A 21274-nucleotide genomic window follows, 5' to 3' on the forward strand; every position below is an offset into this window, starting at 1 on the left:
ATGTCGACCACCCCCCGTCCGACCGGACCCTTCACCACGACCAACAGCGGCGCGCCCGTCGCCAGCGACAACGAGTCGCTGACCGTCGGCGCCGACGGCCCGGTCGTCCTGCACGACCACTACCTCGTCGAGAAGCTCGCCCAGTTCAACCGGGAACGGGTGCCCGAGCGCGTCGTCCACGCCAAGGGTGGAGGCGCGTTCGGTGTTCTGGAGACCACTGAGGACGTCTCGCAATACACCCGGGCAGCTCTCTTCCAGCCGGGAGTCCGGACCGAGATGTTGGCGCGGTTCTCCACCGTGGCCGGTGAGCAGGGCTCGCCCGACACCTGGCGTGACCCGCGCGGCTTCGCCCTGAAGTTCTACACCACCGAGGGCAACTACGACCTGGTGGGCAACAACACCCCGGTGTTCTTCATCAAGGACGGGATCAAGTTCCCCGACTTCATCCACTCCCAGAAGCGCCTGCCCGGCTCCTCGCTGCGGGACAACGACATGCAGTGGGACTTCTGGTCGCTGCGTCCCGAGTCCTCCCACCAGGTGACCTGGGTGATGGGCGACCGCGGCATCCCGAAGACCTGGCGCCACATGGACGGCTTCGGTTCCCACACCTACCAGTGGATCAACGCGGCCGGCGAGCGGTTCTGGGTGAAGTACCACTTCAAGACCGACCAGGGCAACGAATACCTGACCGGGGACGAGGCCGAACGCCTGGCCGGCGTGGACGCGGACCACCACCGCCGTGACCTGTTCGACGCGATCGAGGGGGGCGATTTCCCGTCCTGGACCCTGTACGTGCAGGTGATGCCGTACGAGGACGCGAAGACCTACCGGTTCAACCCGTTCGACCTGACCAAGGTCTGGCCGCACGGCGACTACCCGCTGATCAAGGTCGGCAGGATGACCCTGAACCGGAACCCGGAGAACTTCCACGCACAGATCGAACAGGCCTCGTTCGAGCCGTCCAACTTCGTGCCCGGCATCGCGACCAGTCCGGACAAGATGCTGCTGGCCCGCATCTTCTCGTACGCGGACGCCCACCGGTACCGGATCGGCGCGAACTACCAGGACCTGCCGGTGAACTACCCGAAGAACGCCGTGGTCAGCTCCTACTCCAAGGAGGGGCCGATGCGGTACACCTTCAACGCGCCGGACGTTCCGGTCTACGCGCCGAACAGCTTCGGCGGCCCGCACGCCGATGCGGGGAGGGCGGCCGAGTCCGCCGGCTGGGACGCCGACGGTGAGTTGGTGCGCGCCGCAGCGACCCTGCACCCGGAGGACGACGACGTCGTCCAGCCCCGCACGATGTACCGCGAGGTGCTCGACGCGGCCGCGCGGGAACGCCTGGTGGGCAACATCGCCGGTCACATCTCCGGTGTCCGCACCGACGACATCCGCGAACGGGCGTTCCGGTACTGGGACAACATCGACACCGAGCTCGGTTCCCGTGTCCGGGACGCGTACGCGCGGGCGCAGGCCGAGCAGGATCAGCCGGTCGCGACCGTCTGACCGCTGGTTCGGGCAGCACGCCGAATTTCCCCCTGCAGGGGTTTGTGATCCGGTCGGCGTGCTGCCATACTGATGGTGAGGCGGCTCGTGGAGATTTCCCCCAATCGTTCACTGAGAGCCTCCCTAGCCGGCCGGACTGGTCACCTATCCCCCCACTGGTAATCAGCCCGGCTGGCGCCTCACTTCGGCGAATGCCCGGTGGCGCGACGACGGTCCGCCCCGGGCATTCGTCGTCTCCGGCCGGCGAATCGGCCGCAGCCGTTGCGCCTGGGCTCCCGCTCCCGGACCGGAGTACCAGATCGGGGGATCAGAACGGGCTGCGGAGCGACGCCGTGATCGTTGGTCCGGTCGAGATGCTGATCGTGCCCTCGGGCGCCGGGTCGGTCGAGGGTCTCGCGGTGGGCGAGTCCGACGCCGACGCCGGCTTCCACGGGGGCAGTTCGCCCTCGACGCTGGCGCCGTCGCGCGGATCGGTCAGTTTCCAGGCGATGGCCGGAACCGCCGGACCGGGCGACGGCAAGGAAGCGCGCACCGCCACGATCTTGATCGACTTCGTGCTCTGGCCCGCGGGGAGGTCGACGCGCAGGGAAACCACCACGGGGCGCGCGCCCCGAGTGGGCGTGCCCAGCAGGGTTGTCATGCCGTCGGTGGTCGGCGAGTCGCTCTCGGTGGGGATCGTCCCCGTCGGATCGTCCACCGGCATCGTGGTCGGGGCCGCCGCGTCCGGCATCGTGGTCGGGGCCGCCGCGTCCGACGACGTGGTCGGGGCCGCCGCGTCCGATGGTGCTGCCGTACTGCTCCCTGACGTCGGTGCCGGGCTTGCCGGTCGAAGGATCCCCTGCCAGCCGCCCTCCACCTCCAGCCGCAGGGTCAGTCGACGATCCATGTCCGCCACCGGGGCGGTGACCGTGACCCGGCCCGTGTACACCGCGACGGGTCCCGGCTGCCAGAACTGACCGTTGACGCCGATCTCGACGGTCAGCCCCAGGACGGGACCAGTGGGGGACGGATTGTCGGTCGGGGTTCCAGACGGCGAGGGGGTGGACGAGGTCGGGGTCGCACCCGGCCCCGACGTGGTGGGCACTGCGGTGGGTGACGATGTCCCGCCCCCGGTCGGATTCGGCGCGGGTGGATTCGGGCCCGGCGGGTTCGGTGCGGGCGGCGGTAGCACGGCACCGCCCGTCGGACCTCCGGGCGCGGGAGGAACACCCGGCGGCTGGGCGGTGGCCGCGCCGGGGCCGCCCCCGCCCGGCAGCAACGATCCCGGCCCGGGCGGCAGCGGATCCGTGGCACCGGCCACCGCGCCGATACCGCCGCCCCCGGCGGCTCCGAGACCCGGACCGAGGAAGGTGGAGATGTCCGCCGCGGACCCCGGGAAGCCGGGAACACCGCCGGCCTGCGGCAGCTGACCCGGGTTCCCGAGCGCCTGACCGCCCGGGTTCCCGGGGGCCCAGACACCGCCCCCGGGAACGGATCCGCCAGCACCGAACGCGTTCGGAGTGGCGCCCACCCCGGATCCGCCCGGGCCGACTCCGCTCGCCCCACTGGGACCCCCGGCCAGGTAGTTCGGCGCGCCGGTACTCGTGGTACCGCCCGGAAGCTGGCCGGCTCCGGTCGTGAGCGGATTCTGCACGGCACCCGCTAGGGTCTGGGCCGGTGCCGGATCGGCGGTCACCAGTCGGGCGGTGCCGATGCCGACCGCCACTCCGATGACGACCACGGCCGACGTCACGGCCGCCGCACCGGAGGTCCCGCCGTGCCCCGCCGCCACGCCCCACCCCGCTGCCCGCGCCGAGGGCGGCGCCGAGGCGCCGAGGCCGAGCGCCGCCAGCAGACCGCCTGCCATCGGCGCCGTGGCAGCCAGTGGCAGGTACGCGGCACGCAGTCCGCGATTGACGTCACGCAGGTGCAGCACCGCCGCTGAGCAGGTCAGGCAGTTCTCGACGTGGAACCGCGTGCGGGCCAGCTCCGCTCCGCGCAGCCGGCCCGCCGCATAGGCCGCCAGGGACGGACCGGTGAGGCGGCACTCTCCGTCCTGGACGGCGCGGACATGGCACTGCAGGTACGCCTGAGCGAGCCGTTCGCGCGCACGCTTCAGGGCCGCCGAGGCGGCGTTGGGACTCAGCCCGAGCAGCCGGCCGAAGGCCGCAGGTTTGAGGTCCTCGACAGCGGCGTACCACAGGACGGCACGCGTCCGTTCGGGCAGCGTCAGGAAGGCTCGCCGGATGGTCTCCGCATCGAAACTCTTCAGTATCGGGTCCTCGAAGGTCTGCGGCACCTCGGCGAGCTCGATCGCCTCCGTGCTGTACTGACCGCGGTGGCGCGCGCCGCGCGACCGGCCTCGTGGGTGACGACGGTCAAGAGGTAGGCGCGAACGTTCTCTCGCGGACCCGCGCCACGCCGGACGGCGGCCAGTAGGTTGGCGAAGGACTCGGCGACGAGATCGTCCGCCTGCGCAGCCCCGTTCGCGCACCGGCGCGCGACTCTCCACGCGGCACCTCGGTGTCGCTCGTACAGGATTCCGAACGCACGCCGATCGCCGGCGCGTACCGCGTCGATGAGTTCCCGGTCGCTCGCGTCATCGTCCGCGACCGGCATCGCAGATGCGTTCACTGCCTACCGCCCGTGCTTCGCAGGCCCCCACCGCCATGGTAGCGCCGGCGGCCGACCGGCAGAATGGTGAAGTGCCGGTGCCCGCCTCTCCCCCGAGCGCGGGCACCGGCGCCCCGTCAGTGCGTTCACCGCACTGGTCATACCGCCTCACCCCCGCGTGACGGCACCCGGCCCCCTCCGACGACGAGCCGCAGGCCCTGCACTGCACTCACGTTCTCGTCGTTACTCACGTTCTCGTCGTTGCTCCCATCAAGAGTCGGAAGCGGCCGAGGCATGACGCGGCGATATCGAACTGTTATACGGCTGGTCTGCTTCCGGGCGGGCGAGGGCGATCGTAGGGTGGGACTTATGGCCACCGCTCTGCAGACGCTCGTCGACCGTGGACTGTTCCTCTCCGTCGAGCATCAGCGCGCATTCGAGGAGTATCTGGTTCCCGACGCCGCCCGGGTCGACTTCGCCGGCCCACGGATCTCCCTCCCCGGCGTCGACGCTCCCGCGACCCCGTACCTGCTCGGCAGTTCCTCTCCTCGCCGCGGCACCTGGATCTGGTCGTGGCAGGAGCCCGAGCACTTCCTTCCGGCCGTGCTCGCCGCCGCCGAGTCGACCCGACGCTACGGCGTCGAGCACGACATCCCGGAACTCGCCGACGACGAGACCCCGTTGGTTGTCGGCCTGGATGAGCGGCTGGTGATCGCCGCCAAGGCCGTCACCGGTGTCCACGCCCACTACACCGCCGGGGCCGGCGCGGGCGCCCGCGTGTGGATGCTGGTCCGGTCCGACGCGCTCACCCTGCAGCCGCCGACGGTCCTCGCCGTCGGTCGCACCATCGCCGAGGGCCTGCACACGGGGCTCGCCGCGGATCACCGTGTCGCCGTGGAGGGATATGCGCGGCGGCGGGGGCTGCATCTGAGTGTCGACGCCGACGGTCGGGTCGTGCTCAGCGCGGACGACGGCGGGGTCGAGTTGACGTTCGACGGGTCGACGATCAGCGGGATCGACGTCGTCGAGAGTCGTCGGCCGGCCGGTTACGCCCCGGAGCCGGTACCGGTGACGCTGATCGAACCGCGGCCCGTCGGTGAGGTGCCTGTCGGTGATATTCCTGTCGGTGAGACTCCCGACGGTGCGGTGCCCGTCCGGGAGCGGGCCGCGGGGGAGGAAGCCGACCGCGGACCGTCGCAGCCCTATCCGACACGCACCGAGCGGGCACCGGTCGGGTGGGTGCCCGAACGCGCGGTGCGTGACGAGGCACGGCCGCCGGCCGCGCCCGTGCGGCAGGAGGAGCCGGTCGAGCCCGTTCGCGAGCCGGCCCCGCGGCCGACCGAGCCGACACCCGAGAATGAGCCCGAAACCCCGCGCGACGAGCAGCTCGAGCCGGCGCCCGAGGCCGCCCCACAGCCGGCCGAGGAGGAATCGGCGGAGGAAGCCGAGCCACGGCGGCGTGGGCTGTTCGGCCGTTTGTTCGGTCGCTGAGACGCCGGCGCGCCGTCGGGGCGGAATAGTCCGCGGTGCGCGGGACTTGGAGAACGGATGTGACCACCACGCGCAGCGCCACGACGCCACCCGGTTCCTCCATCGAGGTGAGGCGGGAGCCCGGAGGACGGCTGGGACGTACCGGTGTCGGGCTGCTCAACGGAGTCGCCGCCTACGGTCTGTGGGGTCTGCTCCCGTTGTACTTCGCGCTGCTGGGCGCGGCGGGACCGGTCGAGATCGTCGCGAACCGGGTGGCCTGGTCCGTGTTGTTCTGTGCCCTGCTGCTCACGGTGATGCGCGGCTGGTCCGCCCTGTGGGCCGCTCTGACCGATCGGCGGATCGTCGGCACCCTCACGGTGGCCGCCCTGCTCATTGCGGTGAACTGGCTCGCGTTCGCGTATGCCGTCACCACGCGGCAGGCCATCGAGGGCGCCCTGGGCTATTTCATCAACCCGCTCGTGTCCGTGGTGCTCGGGGTGCTGGTGCTGCACGAGTCGCTCCGTCGTACCCAGTGGGTGGCCGTCGGTGTCGGTGCGCTCGCCGTCGTCGTGCTCACCATCGCCTACGGCAGACTGCCGTGGATCGCTCTGGTGCTCGCCGGATCGTTCGGGTTCTACGGCCTGGTCAAGAACCGCGTCGGGGGCCGCGTCGACGCCCTCACCAGTCTGACCGTCGAGACCGTGGTGCTGCTTCCGCTCGGGCTGGCCGTCATGGTGTGGCTCACGCTCGCCGGTCAGGCCACCCTGACCGCGGACGGTCCCGCCCATTTCTGGCTGATGGCCGCCAGCGGTGTCATCACGGCGCTGCCGCTGCTGTGCTTCGGTGGGGCGGCCCGGCGGCTTCCGCTGTCCACGGTCGGGCTGCTCCAGTACCTCGCCCCGGTACTCCAGTTCATCCTCGCGGTACTCGTCCTGCGCGAACAGATGCCGGTCGATCGGTGGGTCGGTTTCTCCCTGGTCTGGGTCGCTCTGCTGCTGCTCATCGTCGACGCCGCACGGCAGATCCGGCGGCGGCGATCACGACCGCGGCCGACCATCGAGGCGGGGCCCCGCGTCGTCACCTCCTGACGACGCCGGCTCGACCCGGCCCCGCAGAGACCGAGCCGGCAGCGACGCTCACCCCGCCGGGTGGTCTCCCCGCGCACGCGGGGCAGCCTCCCCGGCGCGCGTGGTGGTGGGAGCCGCCGAAGCCTCGTCGGCAGCGGTGCGGGAGCCTGCCGTCCCCTCGTCGGCCGGAACACCGGCTGTCGCGAGCGCGCCGTCGTCGAGCGTGTCCTCCCGGCCCGGCGTGCGCAGGTTCCAGCGCCGGATCACGAACCGGAAGACGACGTAGTAGATGACGGCGTACCCCAGCCCGATCGGGATCAGCCAGATGCCGCCGGTCGACTTGCCGAAGTTCAGCAGGAAGTCGATGGCGCCGGCGGAGAACGAGAACCCGTGGTGGATGCCGAGGGCGTTGACCAGGGCGATCGAGGTGCCCGTCAGGACGGCGTGGATGACGTACAGCGGCCAGGCGACGAACATGAACGAGAACTCGAGCGGCTCGGTGATGCCCGTGATGAACGAGGTCAGGCCGGTCGAGAGCATGACGCCGCCGATGATCTTCCGCTGTGACGGACGCGCTTCGTGCCAGATGGCCAGGGCGGCCGCGGGCAGGGCGAACATCATGATCGGGAAGAAGCCGGTCATGAACAGGCCCGCGTTCGGGTCGCCCGCGAAGAAGCGGTTGAGATCGCCGTGAACACCGTTGTAGTCACCGATCAGGAACCAGACCACCGAGTTGATGATGTGGTGCAGGCCGAGCGGGATGAGCAGCCGGTTGAGCACGCCGTAGATGCCGCCGCCGATGACGGCGTTGTCCTGCACGGCGTTGCCCACCGCGGTCAGACCGGTGTTGAACAGGGGATACACGAGGGACAGCACCACGCCGATGACCAGGGTGGCCACCGCGGTGAGGATCGGCACGAGGCGCCGACCACCGAAGAAGCCGATGTAGTCCGGCAGCTTCGTCCGGTAGAACCGCTGCCACAGCGTGGCCGCGACGAGTCCGACGACGATGCCGCCCAGCACGCCGAAGTTGATCACCGCCTGGGTGCCGTCGGTGGCCTTCTGACCGGCGAGCACGATCGGTGACATCACCTTGAACACCCCGGCCAGCACAAGGTAACCGACGACGGCGGCGAGCGCGGTCGACCCGTCGGCCTTGCGGGCCCAGCCGATCGCGATACCGACCGCGAAGAGCAGCGGCAGGTTGTCGAACAGGGCGCCACCCGCGGCGGAGATCACCGACCCAACCGTCTCTAGGCCCGGTACCGCTCCGATCAGGTCGGGGGCGCCGAGCCGGAGCAGCAGTCCCGCCGCCGGCAGCGCGGCGATCGGTAGCATCAGCGACCGGCCGAACCGTTGCAGGTTGGCCATGCCTCGCCGTTCCCTGCGCGGGGTCGACGCCCCCGTCGCACTGGTGGTCATGGGTCCTCGTTTCCTCTCGCTCCCGGTCGCCGGGTGCCGGTGACCAGCTGACGATCGGCCACGCGGTGCGCGCATGACCCAGGTCACCCTGAACGCTCGTAGTATTGATCCCGGTTGTCAACGAGGCACGCTGGCGCAGGCCGGCTTGATGAAGGAGCCAGACATGGCGAAGGCGGACGACATCGTGGCGGCGCTCGGCGGAGCCGGGAACATCGTCGAGGTGGAGGGATGCATCACGCGGTTGCGGACCGAGGTGTCGGACGCTTCCGTGGTGGACGAGGCGGCGCTGCGGGCCGCCGGAGCACACGGCGTCGTGGTCTCCGGGCGCGCCGTCCAGGTCGTCGTGGGACCCGAGGCGGACACGCTGGCCGAGGATATCCAGGACCTGCTGTGAGCATTCCGGTGGGCGCCCCGGTCGCCGGCACGGTGACGACGCTCGCCGAGGTGCCGGACGAGGTGTTCGCCGCCCAGCTGGTGGGACCGGGCGTCTCCGTCTCCCCGGCGGCCGCGGGCACGGTCCGGGTCGTCGCTCCGGTCGCCGGGACCGTCGTCAAGCTGCACCCGCACGCGTTCGTCACCACCGTGCCCGACGGGCCGAGCGTGCTGGTGCACGTGGGCATCGACACGGTCGAACTGAAGGGCCGGCACTTCACGCTGCACATCGAGCAGGGCGAACAGGTGGCCGCGGGCGACGCCGTGGTGACCGTCGACCTGGCCGCCGTGCAGGACGCCGGCTACAGCGCGGCCTGCCCCGTCGTCGTGCTGGGCGCGACCCCCGACAGCGTGATCAGCGACGTCGTCGGGCGCACGGTGGAGGCCGGGGACCGGCTCTACGACCTGCCCTGACCGGCGGCACCGGGGCCGTCGGCGTCGCCGGTGCCGCCCCGGTCACCGGCATCCACGCTCGCCGCCGTCGCGCTCTTGGGCACCACCACCATCGGCACCGGAAGCGTGCGCAGCATCTTCGACGCCGTGCTGCCCATGAACAACCGGTTGCCGTGGGCCAGCCGGCTGGAGCCGACCAGCACGACGTCCCCGGGCTCCCAGGTCATCCGGTCGATCGCGTTCTCGATCGTCTTGCCCGTGGCGATCGCGGTGTCGACGCGGGCCGTGGTGGGCAGGGTGCGGGCGGCTTCGTCGAGCATTCGCTGCGTATGCCGGCGGGCCTCCGGCCGGTCCTTGACGTTGCCGAGCGCCAGCAGGGAGATCAGGCGGAGCCGCACCCGGCGGCGGGCCGCCGCGGCGAGACCGGTGTCCAGCACGGCCTGGGCCCCGGGCCGGGAACCGATCGCGGCGCTGATCCGGGTGATCCGCGGTGCGTCGTAGCCGCGCGGCGCCAGGGCCACCGGGACGGCGGAACTGTGCAGCAGATGGTTGGCGACGGTGCCGACGCTGAACCGGGACCACAGCCCCGAGCTGGACGCGCCCACGACGATCAGTTCCGCGTTCAGCTGCTGGGCCGTCGCCATCAAGCCCTCCGCGAAGGAGCTCGCGGCGCGGATGTGTGTGCGGGCCTCCACGTCCTCGGGCACCAGCGCGCGCGCCCGGTCGAGCAGAGTTCGCGGGGAGGGCCGACCACCCCGGTCGGCGCCCGGGTCCTGCTCGGGGTAGCTGGGGTTGAACGGCTCGGACCGGCGGCGCACGTGCACGATGTCGAGTGCGGCGGACTGCGCGCGAGCGATCGCCACGGCGAGGGCGAGGGCGTCCCCGCCGGTGTCCGGAGCGCCGAATCCGACGACGTACCTCATGCTTCTCCGTTCCGCCGCGTCCGCGCACGCCCCCGCAGCTACGCGCTGACCCGTGCCGATGTGCGTCACCGGCGTCCGCGACTGTCGAACTCATTGTCGCAGCAGCCACCGGCGGCCGCGGTCGACCGGAGTCATGAACCCGCCGGGAAGCCGGGGCACCACCGGCTTCGTCGCCCCCGGGTGCCCGCAACCGGGCCGGTCAGGCCGCCAGGACGGCGGCCTCCAGCACGTCCAGCGCGTCCGCGAGCAGTTCGTCGCTGATCACCAGCGGCGGTAGCAGCCGGATCACGTTGCCGTACGTGCCGCAGGTCAGCAGGATGACGCCCTCGGCGAGGGCGGCCTGCACGATCGACTTGGCGGCTTCCGGGTTCGGCTCCTTGGTGGTACCGGCGGTGCCGGGCTTGACCAGTTCGATCGCCATCATGGCCCCACGGCCCCGGACGTCGCCGATGATGTCGGTCTTCTCCGCCAGCGCCCGCAGCCGGGGCGCGATGATGTCCCCGATGTGGCCGGCGCGGGCGGGCAGGTCCTGGTCCTTCATGGTCTGGATCGCCGCGAGGGCGGCGGCGCAGGCCACCGGGTTGCCGCCGTAGGTGCCTCCGAGGCCGCCGCCGTGCACGGCGTCCATCAGCTCGGCGCGACCGGTGACCGCGGAGAGCGGCAGTCCCCCGGCGATGCCTTTGGCCATGGTGACCAGGTCCGGCACGACGTGCTCGTGCTCGGAGGCGAACCAGGCGCCCGTGCGGCAGAACCCGGACTGCACCTCGTCGGCGATGAAGACGACGCCGGTCTCCTTCGCCCAGGCGGCGAGGGTCGGCAGGAATCCCTCGGCCGGGACGATGAAGCCGCCCTCGCCCTGCACGGGCTCGATCAGGATCGCGGCGACCTGGTCTGCCCCGATCTGCTTCTCGATCATGCCGATGGCGCGCCGGGCGGCCTCCTCACCTGTCATCTTCCCGGCGATGCCGGCTTCCTCGCGGTACGGGTAGCTCATCGGCACCCGGTAGACCTCCGGGGCGAACGGGCCGAACCCGTGCTTGTAGGGCATGGACTTGGCGGTCAGCGCCATCGTCAGGTTGGTGCGGCCGTGGTAGGCGTGGTCGAAGACGACGACGGCGTTCCGCCCGGTAGCAAGGCGCGCGACCTTGACCGCGTTCTCCACGGCTTCGGCGCCGGAGTTGAACAGCACGGTGCGCTTCTCGTGGTCACCCGGGGTGAGCTCGTTCAACTGCTCGGCGACGGCCACGTAGCCCTCGTACGGGGTGACCATGAAGCAGGTGTGCGTGAAGTGCTCCACGGCGTCCCGCACGGCCGCGACGACCGCCCGGTCGGAAGCGCCGACCGAGGTGACCGCGATGCCGGAGCCGAGGTCGATGAACTGGTTGCCGTCGACATCGCGGACGATGGCGCCGTCGGCGTCGGCGGCGTAGACGGGCACGCTGGAGGCCACGCCGGCGGCGACGACGGCGGACCGCCGCCGCGCCAGTTCCTGCGACCGTGGCCCCGGGAACGACCCGGTGATGCGGCGTGCCTGTTCCAGTCGGGTGGCGATGGCGGTCATCGGAGATCCTCTCGATCGCGGCACGGCCCCTGCCGTGTCGGTGCCGTCGGTGGCGTTGTCCGCGCTCAGCGTAGCCAGCGTGGGCCAGGTCTCTCCATGGCCAGACGCACAGTCGGGCAGGGGATCGCTGCGACATCCGACAGGTCCGGCGGTAGCGTGAACACATGCCGATCACCGTCCGCGACCTGCTCGCCGATCCGGGCCTCGGGTTGCGTGCCGTCACCGACGGGGTTGACCTGGACGCCCCGATCTCCTGGACCGCGTCCACGGAGCTGGAGGACCCGTCGCCGTTCCTCTCCGGCGCCGAGGTGGTGCTGACCGTGGGGTTGCGCCAGCGGACGACGGCGGCGCAACGCCGGTTCGTGGCGAGTCTGGCGTCAGCCGGGGCGGTCGGGCTCGGCTTCGGCACGGGTCTGGGCCACGACGCCGTGCCGGCTGCGACCCGGGCCGAGGCGGAGCGGACCGGGCTGACCGTGTTCGAGGTGCCGTACGCGGTCCCGTTCCTGGCGATCACCCGCCGGGTGGCGCAGGCCCACGCGGACCAGGCCTCCGCCCGGCTCGAAGGGCTGCTGCGCGACCACCAGGTGCTCGCACACGCGCTGCTGACCGGCCGCGGCCTGCCGGGACTGCTGACGGCCCTGGCCGGGATGCTCGGCACCGACGTCGCCCTGACCCAGTACGGCTCCGTCCTGCACACCGCCCCCAGGTCCCGGCTGCCCGACGAGTCCTGGACGCCGGTGGCGATCTCGACCGGCAGCGCCGACGCGTCGACTCTGGCGGTGCGGGCCCTGCCCGCCGACGCGGACATCCTCGCGTACGCCCAGGGCCTGGTGAGCCTGGAGTTGAGCAGCCAGTCCCGGCACCGGGCCTCGTTGCGGCAGGTCCGCGGCCAGGTCCTGGGCGACATCGTGCGCGGCACCGTCACCGGCGCCGAGGCGGCGTCCCGGATCGAGTCCGTCGGACTGCAGCCGCGGCGGCGGCACCGGGTGCTGGCGCTGAGCCTGCCCCAGGGGCGCGGCCACGGCCACGACCGGCTGTTGGCGGCGCTACCCCTCCCGGGTCCGGCGGCGGACCTGGTCACCGCCGTGCTGCAGGAGACGCTGCTGATCATCGTGCCGGAAGGGGGGGCGCGATCCGGGCGGGACGTGGCGGAACTGATCGCCGCGCACGTCGAGGCGGCGGGTCTATCCGGCCGGATCGGCGTCGGCGGCGCCTACCCGCACCCGGAGGGGTTGCGGTGGAGCTGGTTCGAGGCGCGGCAGGCCCTGTCCCGCGGCGGCCGGATCAACGACGTGGAGAAACTCAGCCTCACCGGACTGCTGCTGGCCAGTGACGACGTTCCGCTCGGGGCGATGAGCGACGAGGTGCTGGCGCCGGTGCGAGCCAGTGACGCGGAGCACGGCACCCAGTTGATGATCACCCTCGCCCGGTACCTCGACCTGAACGGGTCGACGTCGGCAGTCGCCGCGGACCTGGTCCTGCACCGGAACACGGTCCGTTACCGGCTGGCGCAGATCGAGACGCTCACCGGTCTGGACCCGGGGGTGACGGCGGACCGGGTGCAGTTGTGGCTGGCGTTGACCGTCGATCGGCTCCGGCGCGGGGAGTGAAGTGCTCAGTGCCGGCGACTTCGGCGTCCCGCCTCAGCCGCCGAATGTACGGACAACGCACCCATTCGGCACGTTTGACGACGTCAAACGCACACTCGGCGCGAAGGAGAGGCGACCGCCGGCGCGAAGGAGAGGCGACCGCCGGCGCGAAGGAGAGGCGACCGACACCGATACCGGGCGAGCGTCAGGCGCCGGTGAGATCCCGGATCGCCCGGCTGATGTCGACCATGTCGCCGCGCGGGACGACCTTGACTCGCTCCCGCTCGACGGGGCCGGCGGTGGTGGCGGTGTTACCGAGTTCCCGCTCGTGGGCGTCCAGGGCGAGCCAGCCCTCCCACGAGGTCCACTCGATGCCGCGGGCGTCCAGCAATTCGACGATGGCCGACTCGTCCGGGTGCTCGGGCGCCGGCAACTGGTCGCGGTCCGCCAGCAGCATGCCGATGGTCTCTAGGGCGTCACCCTTCGTGTGGCCGATCAGTCCGACCGGGCCGCGCTTGATCCACCCGGTGGCGTAGACGCCCGGCACCGGCTCGCCTTCGGCGTCGAGCACGTGACCGCCGTCGTTGGGCAGCACCCCCCGGCGGTGGTCGAAGTCCAGATCCGGCAGCGCCGACCCGAAGTAGCCGATCGCCCGGTACACGGCCTGCACCGGGTACTCGAGCATCTCCCCGGTGCCGCGGACCCCGCCCGTGCCGTCGAGCTCGTTGCGCTCGAACCGGATGGCGGCGACGTGGCCCGGGGTGTCCGCCGAGTCGAGGATCTCCACCGGGTTGTGCAGGAAGTGCAGGTGCAGCCGGCGCTTGCCGGTCAACTCCGACAGGTCGTCCGGCTGGGCGGCGATCCAGTTCGTCAGCGTGCCCATCATGGTCTTGGTCTGGTTGTTCGTCTGCATCTGCCGCTCGGATTCCTCGTCGAACTCGAAGTCCTCCGGGTAGAGCACGATGTCCACGTCCGGCGACTGGGACAGCTCGCGCAGCTCCAGTGGGGTGAACTTGATCTGCGCGGGGCCGCGGCGGCCGAAGATGTGCACGTCCGTGGCGGGCGAACGCTTGAGCGCCCGGTACACGTTGTCCGGGATCTCGGTGCTGAGCAGGTCATCGGCCTGCTTGGCGAGGATGCGCGCGACGTCGAGCGCGACGTTGCCGTTGCCGATGACGGCGATCTCCTTCGCGTCCAGCGGCCAGTCCCGGTCCACGTCGGGGTGCCCGTCGTACCAGGAGACGAAGTCGGCAGCGCCGCAGGAGCCCTCCAGCTCGACGCCGGGGATGTTCAGGTCGGCGTCCTTGATCGCGCCCGTGGCGAAGATGACGGCGTCGTAGTGAGCCTGCAGGTCGGCCAGGCTGAGATCGGCGCCGATGGCGACGTTGCCGAAGAAGCGGATGTCGCCGCGGTCGAGCACCTTGTGCAGGGCGGCGATGATGCCCTTGATCCGCGGGTGGTCGGGCGCGACGCCGTACCGGATCAGGCCGAACGGCGCCGGGTATCGGTCGAAGAGGTCGATGCTCAGGGTCAGCGCGCCGCTCTTCGCCGCCTCGGACTTGGTCAGCAGGTCGGAGGCGTAGACCCCGGCCGGGCCGGCACCGACGACGGCGACGCGGAGGGCACGGGCGTCATGGGTGTCTGCAGCGTTCGTGGTGTCGGCGACGCCGGTCTTCTCGGCCGCGGCGGTGGCGTTGGGGCTGTGGTCGGGCACGATCGAATCAGTCTCCTTCAAATCCACACCATTCTAGTTTCATATTCGGAGCGGACCGCGGTGACGTGGGCAAGCACACAAACACCGCGGCCGTGGGCGGGGGTACGGGTCAGTCTGCCGTGGCCGGACCGGTTCCCGGCAGGAAGTGGACGACCTCCCACAGGTGGCCGTCCAGGTCGCGGAAGTAGCCGGAGTAGACGCCCCAGGGACGTTCGTGCGCGACGCCGAGGACGGTGGCCCCGGCGCCGTTCGGCCTCCCGCAGCACGGCGTCGACGTCGGCCCGCTCGCGCACGACGTGACCCCGGGGCCACGCTCGTGCCACCGATCGCGTCCGCGGACAGGCCGGCATCCTTGGCCAGCTCTCCCACCGGGTAGAGGGACAGGATGAGGCCGCCGTCGAGGTGGAACATGGCGGTCTCCCCGCCGGGGGTGTCCGGGGTCGACGGGTATTCGGTACCGATGATCCCGTCCGTGGCCAGACCGAGGCCGTCCCGGTAGAACGTCACCGCCCGTTGCAGGTCGGCGACGGCGAGCGTGACGACATGGAGTCGGCTCCTCATGACCGGTGGTCCTTCCCTGCCGCGGGAACGCTGATCGGCTCATCGGGCAGGGACGTCACCGGCCCGGCCGGCGGCTCAGGAATCGTCGTCGTCGGCCGCACCCTCGGCCGGCTCCTCGGCGTGCTGCCGGGGCTGGGCCTGCTCCGACGTGGGCTCACCCTCCGCGGGTGACTCCCCGTGGGCGCGGTCGCGATCGTCGTCGGGTTGGTTGCTGACCATCGTGGTCCTCCTGCTTCCTGATCATCCCGTCGACCGGGCGGTCACTTGCTGGTGGCGGCCTCGCTGACGGCGGCCGGCGAGTCGAAGGTCCGATCGGGCAGCCCCCGCAGCGCCGTCAGCACGGTGTCGTCGGCGCCGGACTTCTCCGCCTTCGCCACCAGGTCGTCCCGGCTGGCGGGGTAGTCGACGCCGGCCAGGTGCTTCTGCAGGTCGATGGGGTTCGGTTTCTCACTCATGGGTCTCGCCCTCTCACTCCGGTGTGCCGCTGATCGGACCGGCACACGATGTGCGCCACGGCTGCTCGAGCGCGTCGCTCCAGCCAAGCAGAGGACCCGAGCCGGGGCAATGGGGACCGGGTGGCAGACCGACCAGCCCGGCCACCCGGCTCTACGCTGGTGCCCGTGGACGCCTCGCTGACGCTGTTGATCCTGGACCTCGTGGGGGTCTACTTCTTCGCCGTGTCCGGGTCATTGCTGGCCGCCCGGCAGCGGTTCGACCTGGTGGGTTCCCTGCTGCTCGCGTGCGTCGCGGGTCTCGGCGGTGGGGTGGTGCGGGATCTCGTGCTCGGTGCCGGGCCGCCGGTCGTGTTCACCCAACCGCTGTACCTGGTGCCGCCCGTCGTCGCCGTCGTCACCGTGTACTTCATCTCCGCGTCGGTCCGGCGCTACAACCGGTTGCTCGTCGTGTTCGACGCCGCCGGGCTGGCCCTGTTCTGCGTTTCGGGCACGCTGATCGGCCTGAACGCCCACCAGCACCCGGTGGCCGCCGCACTGCTCGGGGTGACGACGGCGGTGGGTGGAGGACTGCTGCGCGACGTGATCGCCAACGTCACCCCGACCCTGTTCGACCAGCGTGAGTTCTACGCCATTCCCGCGTTCGTGGGCGCGGCGCTCACCGTCGCCGCCGAATCCGCCGGCCTGCTGCAGGGCGTGGCCGCGATCGTCATCGCCGCACTCGTCTTCGGTCTGCGGGTGGCGGGGCGCCGACTGCGCTGGAGCATCCCGCTGGCCAGCCGCAACGTCGTGGACTGAGACACCGCGGGGCCCGGCCCCGCGGGCCGTCGCCGCGACCCCGGTCAGGCGGAGCGGTCGACGACGGCGCGGGCGAACCCGATCAGGGCGTCCTTGACCACGCCGTCGGGCAGCGCGGCCAGGGCGTCGACTGCGTCGTCCGCCCATTGCCGGGCGACGGCCCAGGACTCCTCCGTGGCCGGGTGTTCCGCGACGGCGGCGACGGCGCCGCGCAGCGCCTCGTCCGAGCCGAGGTCCCCGTCGACCAGTCGAAGCACCCGGACGGCGGAGGCGTCCCCGCCGGCGGCCGCACGGCGCAGCAGCAGCACCGGGAGCGTGGGCACGTGCTCACGCAGGTCCGTCCCGGGGGTCTTGCCGGAGACGGCGCGGGCACCGGTGACGTCGATGACGTCATCGGCGAGCTGGAAGGCGACGCCGATCCTCTCGCCGTACTTGACCATCGTCTGGACGTAGGTCTCCTCCGCGCCCGCGAAGATGGCGCCGAGCTGACCGCTGGCCGCCACCAGGGAACCGGTCTTGTCCGCGATCACGGACAGGTAGTGGGCCACCGGGTCCTCGTCCTCGGCGGGGCCGACCGTCTCGTGCAACTGGCCCAGGCACAGCCGCTCAAAGGTGCTGGCCTGGATGGCGAGCGCCCGGCCACCGAGATCGGAGACCAGCCGGGACGCGCGGGCGAACAACAGGTCCCCGGCCAGGATGGCGACGGAATTCCCCCAGATCTGGTGCGCGGAGGGAGCGCCCCGGCGGAACTGCGCGGAGTCCATCACGTCGTCGTGGTAGAGCGTGGCCAGGTGGGTCAGCTCGACGACGACGGCGGCCTGCTCCACCTCGTCCCGGTCGGGCCGGCCGAGGTGGGCGGCGAGGATGGTCAGCAGGGGGCGGATCCGCTTGCCCCCGGCGTCGAACAGGTGCCGGCTGATGGTGTCGGCGAGGGGATCCGCGTGGGCGATGGACGTGCGCAGCCGCTCCTCGACGCGGCCGAGGGAGGCGACGACGGCGGGGCCCAGCTCGGCGTGCTCGGCGACGAGGGAGAACACGGCGGGCAACACCATCCCGGCGGTGGGGAGCCGACCGGTGCCAGCGCTACCGACGGACCCACCGGCCGGGCCCTCGACAGACTCGAGCGTCATCGGCTCGGCGTTCGCGGATTCCTTCACGCCTCAACCCTAGCTTTCCGCGGAAGTGGGGCCGGACGCCGTCGGGCAGGTCCGTGGCCGGCCGGCTGGTTGGACGCCGGGGGCGTGAGCCGCTCCAGCAGGTGGATGGCCCGGTCCTCGACACCGCCCGGATGGTCGGTGAGATTCGCGAGCATCCGGACGACGAGGCGCAGCAGAGGTGGCGCGCTCATCCCGGTGCGCAGGGCGGCGTTCATCACCTGCGGATGGCCGATCAGCCGAGCGAAGAGCCCGCCGAGCTGGAAGTGGGAGCCCCACTGGCCGCGGACGACGTCCGGGTAGGCGGCCAGGGCCGCATCGCGCCGGTGCGCGTCCGGGGCGGCGAGCGCGGCGACGACGCACTCGGCGGCGAACCGCGCCGATTCCATGGCGTACGAGACGCCCTCCCCGTTGAACGGGGAGACCATGCCGCCGGCGTCGCCGAGCAGCAGCATGCCCGGCACCGCGTGCGGCGTGCGGTTGAATCCCATGGGCAGGGCGGCGCCCCGGATCGGGCCCACCTGGTTCTCGGGTCGGTACCCCCACTCGGCGGGCATCGCGGCGGTCCACTCCCGCAGCACCTGCCGGTAGTCGATCTTCCCGAACTGCTTCGAGGAGTTGAGGATGCCCAAGCCCACATTGGAGGTGCCGTCCCCGACCCCGAAGATCCAGCCGTAGCCGGGCAGCGGCCGACCGGCGGCGTCGGGCAGCTGCAGCCAGCCCTCCATCCAGTCGTCGTCGTGCCGCGGGGAGGTGTAGTAGGTGCGGACGGCGACACCGAGCGGGCGGTCCTCGCGTCGTTCGAGCCCGACGGAGAGGGCGGTACGGGCGGAGTTGCCGTCCGCGGCGAGCACGACGTCGGCGTCGAAGACCCGCTCCTGCCCGGCGCGCCGGCCGTCGGCGTCGAGCACGGCGGCCCGCACCCCGGTCACCCGGCCGGCGTCGTCCCGCTCGGCCCCGAGCACGTTGTGGCCGGTCAGCACGGTGGCGCCGACGGCCTCGGCGTGCCGGGCGAGGGCCTCGTCGAAGCCGAGTCGGGTGCGCACCAACCCGTAGTCGGGGAAGTCGGTGAGCTCGGGCCAGGGCACCTCGACGGTGCGGCCCGCGGCGATCAGGCGCAGCCCCTTCATCCGGCGCCACCCGGCGTCGACCTCGTGGGGCAACCCGATGCGCTGGATCTCGCGGACCGCGCGGGGGGTGAGCCCGTCCCCGCACACTTTCTCCCGAGGGAAATGGGTCTTCTCGAGCACGACGGTCTCGATGCCGGCCTGCGCCAGGTGCCAGGCCGCGGTGGAGCCGGCCGGGCCGGCGCCGACGATGACGACGGTCATGACGACGGGGTCGTGACGCTACCGGTGTCAACGGCGCTGGTGTCCACGGTGCCGGCAGCGGTCACGGTGGGCCTGATCGCGCGGTGCACGGCGACGATGCCGCCGGTGAGGTTGCGGTACTGCACGTCGGTCCAGCCCGCCTCGACCAGCCAGCCGGCGAGCTGGTCCTGGTCCGGCCACGCCCGGATCGACTCGGCGAGGTAGACGTACGAGTCGGGGTTGGAGGCCACCGCGCGGGCGATCGGCGGGATGGCCCGCATCAGGTACTCCGTGTACACGGTACGGAACGGCGCGAACGTGGGCCGGGAGAACTCGGCGACGACCAGACGTCCGCCGGGCTTCGTCACGCGCAGCATCTCCCGCAGCGCCTGCCGCGGGTCGTTCACGTTGCGCAGCCCGTACGAGATGGTCGTCGCGTCGAACTCGTCGTCGCCGAACGGCAGGGCCGTCGCGTCGGCCTGGACGAAGGTGATGTCGGGGCGGCGTCGGCGGCCGACCTCCAGCATGCCGGGCGAGAAGTCGGCGGCGACCACGTCCACCCCCGCGTCGGCGTAGGGCTCGCTGGACGTGCCGGTCCCGGCGGCGAGGTCGAGCACGCGTTGGCCGCGGTGCGCGTCGACGGCAGCGACGACGATGCGGCGCCAGTACCGTACCTGGCCGGCGGACAACACGTCGTTGACCAGGTCGTAGCGGGCGGCGACGTCGTCGAACATCCGCGCGACGTCGTCGGGACGTTTCTCCAGGGACGCGCGATTCACCCGCTCATTCTGGCACGCCGGTGAGGGCGCGGGCCGGGCCGGGTAGGTGGCTTCGCCCGGAGCGGAAGCGGTTCCCGGCGAACCGGTGGGCCGGGGTGTCCGAGTAGATTGGGTGAACCATGGCCTCCGTTCCCGCACGGCTGGCCGGGGATGCGTCCCCGGCCACTGACACCGACACCGCAGCTGCGCCGCCGGCGACCATCACGGTCCCGCTGGATCCGAGCCGGTTGCCGAACGGACTGGTGGGTCTGGTCGAGGCGACACGGGGTACGGGTGTTCCGGCGGTGTGGCTGCGTCGCGGCGACGGCCTCGTCGGCATCGGCACGGCCGCGCGGTACACGGTCTCCGGCCCCGAGCGCTTCGGCCGTGCCCGGCAGTGGTGGCGCGAGGTCACCGCGACCGCCCGACGCGAGAACCGAGTCGGCGGGCCCGGCACCGGTCCGCTCGCGTTCGGTTCCTTCGCCTTCGCCGGGGACTCCGCCTTCGCCTCCCGGCTGATCGTGCCCGAACTCGTCGTCGGGACGTCGGACGACGGCCGGTGCTGGTTGACGCAACAGACCACCGCGGACGAGGCGCCGACCGCGCGGACGGCCTTCGCGGCTCTCGATGCCCTGCTCGCCGCCGCGCCCGCCGCTGACGTTGCTGGTGGTGCGGCGGGCGGCGCCCCTGCTGGTGCTGCTTCTGCTGGTGTCGTGCGCGGCCGGGTCCGGGACGGGTCCCTGACCGGGCAACAGTGGATGGACGCCGTCGCCGCGGGCGTGCGACGGATCAACGCCGGTGAACTGCACAAGCTGGTCCTGGCGCGCGACGTCGTCGTCGAACTCGACTCCCCCAGGGAACCCGCCGTCGTCCTCGCCGACCTCGCCGAACGGTACCGGGACTGCTGGACCTACTCGGTGGAGGGACTGGTCGGTTCCACCCCCGAGATGCTGATCAAGGTCGAGGACAACGTGGCGCGTGCCCGGGTGCTGGCGGGCACGCTTGACCGGGCGAGCGCCCCGGCCGACGATCCCGATTACGCCCAGCGGGTGCTGTGGGGGTCGGACAAGCAGCGGCAGGAGCACGACTTCGCGATCACCTCCCTACTGGACCGGCTCACCAGCTACACCGACGCCATGACCGTCTCCAGCGAACCGTTCGTGCTGGAGCTGCCCAACGTGTGGCACCTGGCCTCGGACGTGACGGCCGTGCTCAACGACGCCCCTTCCCCCACCGGCAAGCACCGCACGCCCGGGGCCCTGGCGCTGGCCGAGGCCCTGCACCCCACGGCGGCGGTGTGCGGCACCCCGACGGCGACCGCCGCCGGGGTGATCAGCGAACTCGAGCACCTGGACCGGGGCCCGTACGCGGGTCCGGTCGGCTGGGTGGACGCGACCGGCAACGGCGAGTGGGGTATCGCCCTGCGCGGCGCGGTGCTGGAGAGCCCCACGACGGCCCGGTTGTTCGCCGGCTGTGGCATCGTCGAGGCCTCGGACCCGGCGGCCGAGCTGCGCGAGACGTGGGCGAAGTTCCGGCCGATGCTGCAGGCCCTCGGCGTCCAGGCGCCCTGAT

Annotated in this window: 20 protein-coding genes; 9 read left to right on the forward strand and 11 right to left on the reverse strand. The window is 71.9% G+C overall.

Annotated elements, in window-relative coordinates; translation table 11 throughout:
* Positions 1-1506 (forward strand): catalase, encoded by a 1506-nt coding sequence (locus BKD30_RS00815; protein WP_076700699.1) that lies wholly within the window; start codon positions 1-3, stop codon positions 1504-1506.
* Between the two features lie 307 nt (positions 1507-1813).
* Here BKD30_RS00815 and BKD30_RS00820 read toward each other — a convergent pair whose 3' ends face one another.
* Entirely contained in the window at positions 1814-3784 is a 1971-nt protein-coding gene (locus BKD30_RS00820) for a sigma-70 family RNA polymerase sigma factor (RefSeq protein WP_076700702.1), read from the reverse strand.
* Positions 3754-4104, reverse strand: a complete 351-nt coding sequence (locus BKD30_RS16980; protein ID WP_076700704.1) for an RNA polymerase sigma factor — start codon at positions 4102-4104, stop codon at positions 3754-3756. Before BKD30_RS16980 ends, BKD30_RS00820 begins: the two co-directional genes overlap by 31 nt.
* Positions 4105-4467: 363 nt before the next feature.
* Between BKD30_RS16980 and BKD30_RS00830 the strand changes: the two genes are divergently transcribed.
* Both BKD30_RS00830 and rarD read left to right on the forward strand, forming a co-directional pair.
* Positions 4468-5589, forward strand: a complete 1122-nt coding sequence (locus BKD30_RS00830) for a DUF6882 domain-containing protein (protein ID WP_076700707.1) — start codon at positions 4468-4470, stop codon at positions 5587-5589.
* A gap of 59 nt (positions 5590-5648) precedes the next feature.
* A complete protein-coding gene (gene rarD / locus BKD30_RS00835) occupies positions 5649-6656 on the forward strand; it encodes an EamA family transporter RarD (RefSeq protein WP_173892987.1) in 1008 nt (335 codons plus the stop codon).
* Between the two features lie 48 nt (positions 6657-6704).
* On the opposite strand, the gene BKD30_RS00840 is transcribed toward rarD, so the two are convergent.
* The gene (locus BKD30_RS00840) at positions 6705-8057 is read right to left on the reverse strand and encodes a PTS transporter subunit EIIC (RefSeq protein WP_083955879.1); all 1353 of its coding nucleotides are present in this window, start codon (positions 8055-8057) and stop codon (positions 6705-6707) included.
* Positions 8058-8220: 163 nt separating this feature from the next.
* On the opposite strand from BKD30_RS00840, the gene BKD30_RS00845 reads away from it, so the two are divergent.
* Both BKD30_RS00845 and BKD30_RS00850 read left to right on the forward strand, forming a co-directional pair.
* Positions 8221-8451: a glucose PTS transporter subunit EIIB gene (locus tag BKD30_RS00845; RefSeq protein WP_076700709.1), complete on the forward strand. Its 231-nt coding sequence runs from the start codon at positions 8221-8223 to the stop codon at positions 8449-8451.
* Positions 8448-8903, forward strand: coding sequence for a PTS sugar transporter subunit IIA (locus BKD30_RS00850; protein WP_076700712.1), 456 nt, complete (start codon positions 8448-8450; stop codon positions 8901-8903). The genes BKD30_RS00845 and BKD30_RS00850 overlap by 4 nt, the downstream gene beginning before the upstream one ends.
* On the opposite strand, the gene BKD30_RS00855 is transcribed toward BKD30_RS00850, so the two are convergent.
* Positions 8888-9805: a universal stress protein gene (locus tag BKD30_RS00855; RefSeq protein WP_076700714.1), complete on the reverse strand. Its 918-nt coding sequence runs from the start codon at positions 9803-9805 to the stop codon at positions 8888-8890. The two genes, BKD30_RS00850 and BKD30_RS00855, sit on opposite strands and share 16 nt — an antisense overlap.
* 199 nt (positions 9806-10004) lie before the next feature.
* On the reverse strand, positions 10005-11366 hold the full coding sequence (gene gabT, locus BKD30_RS00860) for a 4-aminobutyrate--2-oxoglutarate transaminase (protein ID WP_076700717.1): 1362 nt from the start codon (positions 11364-11366) through the stop codon (positions 10005-10007).
* 164 nt (positions 11367-11530) lie between these two features.
* On the opposite strand from gabT, the gene BKD30_RS00865 reads away from it, so the two are divergent.
* Positions 11531-12976 (forward strand): PucR family transcriptional regulator, encoded by a 1446-nt coding sequence (locus BKD30_RS00865; protein ID WP_076700719.1) that lies wholly within the window; start codon positions 11531-11533, stop codon positions 12974-12976.
* 184 nt (positions 12977-13160) lie between these two features.
* Here the strand turns inward: BKD30_RS00865 and BKD30_RS00870 are convergent, their stop codons facing one another.
* Together BKD30_RS00870 and BKD30_RS00875 are read right to left on the reverse strand one after the other, a co-directional pair.
* Positions 13161-14669, reverse strand: a complete 1509-nt coding sequence (locus BKD30_RS00870) for an FAD-dependent oxidoreductase (RefSeq protein ID WP_076700722.1) — start codon at positions 14667-14669, stop codon at positions 13161-13163.
* Between the two features lie 39 nt (positions 14670-14708).
* Positions 14709-15230 (reverse strand): VOC family protein, encoded by a 522-nt coding sequence (locus BKD30_RS00875; protein ID WP_218189228.1) that lies wholly within the window; start codon positions 15228-15230, stop codon positions 14709-14711.
* Between BKD30_RS00875 and BKD30_RS16195 the strand changes: the two genes are divergently transcribed.
* Positions 15213-15401 (forward strand): hypothetical protein, encoded by a 189-nt coding sequence (locus BKD30_RS16195; RefSeq protein ID WP_162493835.1) that lies wholly within the window; start codon positions 15213-15215, stop codon positions 15399-15401. The two genes, BKD30_RS00875 and BKD30_RS16195, sit on opposite strands and share 18 nt — an antisense overlap.
* 89 nt (positions 15402-15490) lie before the next feature.
* On the opposite strand, the gene BKD30_RS00880 is transcribed toward BKD30_RS16195, so the two are convergent.
* The gene (locus tag BKD30_RS00880) at positions 15491-15685 is read right to left on the reverse strand and encodes a DUF2795 domain-containing protein (RefSeq protein WP_076700725.1); all 195 of its coding nucleotides are present in this window, start codon (positions 15683-15685) and stop codon (positions 15491-15493) included.
* A 159-nt stretch (positions 15686-15844) separates the two neighbouring features.
* Here BKD30_RS00880 and BKD30_RS00885 point away from each other — a divergent pair, with 159 nt between their 5' ends.
* Entirely contained in the window at positions 15845-16480 is a 636-nt protein-coding gene (locus BKD30_RS00885) for a trimeric intracellular cation channel family protein (RefSeq protein WP_408033344.1), read from the forward strand.
* A 44-nt stretch (positions 16481-16524) separates the two neighbouring features.
* On the opposite strand, the gene BKD30_RS00890 is transcribed toward BKD30_RS00885, so the two are convergent.
* From BKD30_RS00890 to BKD30_RS00900, 3 genes are all read right to left on the reverse strand, one after another.
* Positions 16525-17532, reverse strand: coding sequence for a polyprenyl synthetase family protein (locus BKD30_RS00890; RefSeq protein ID WP_235861237.1), 1008 nt, complete (start codon positions 17530-17532; stop codon positions 16525-16527).
* Between the two features lie 101 nt (positions 17533-17633).
* Positions 17634-18965: a geranylgeranyl reductase family protein gene (locus tag BKD30_RS00895; RefSeq protein ID WP_076700728.1), complete on the reverse strand. Its 1332-nt coding sequence runs from the start codon at positions 18963-18965 to the stop codon at positions 17634-17636.
* Positions 18962-19723, reverse strand: coding sequence for a demethylmenaquinone methyltransferase (locus tag BKD30_RS00900; protein WP_076700731.1), 762 nt, complete (start codon positions 19721-19723; stop codon positions 18962-18964). The genes BKD30_RS00895 and BKD30_RS00900 overlap by 4 nt, the downstream gene beginning before the upstream one ends.
* A gap of 119 nt (positions 19724-19842) precedes the next feature.
* Between BKD30_RS00900 and BKD30_RS00905 the strand changes: the two genes are divergently transcribed.
* A complete protein-coding gene (locus BKD30_RS00905) occupies positions 19843-21273 on the forward strand; it encodes an isochorismate synthase (protein WP_083955881.1) in 1431 nt (476 codons plus the stop codon).
* Position 21274: the final 1 nt, after the last annotated feature.

The organism is Tersicoccus phoenicis (assembly GCF_001968835.1).
GTDB lineage: Bacteria > Actinomycetota > Actinomycetes > Actinomycetales > Micrococcaceae > Tersicoccus > Tersicoccus phoenicis.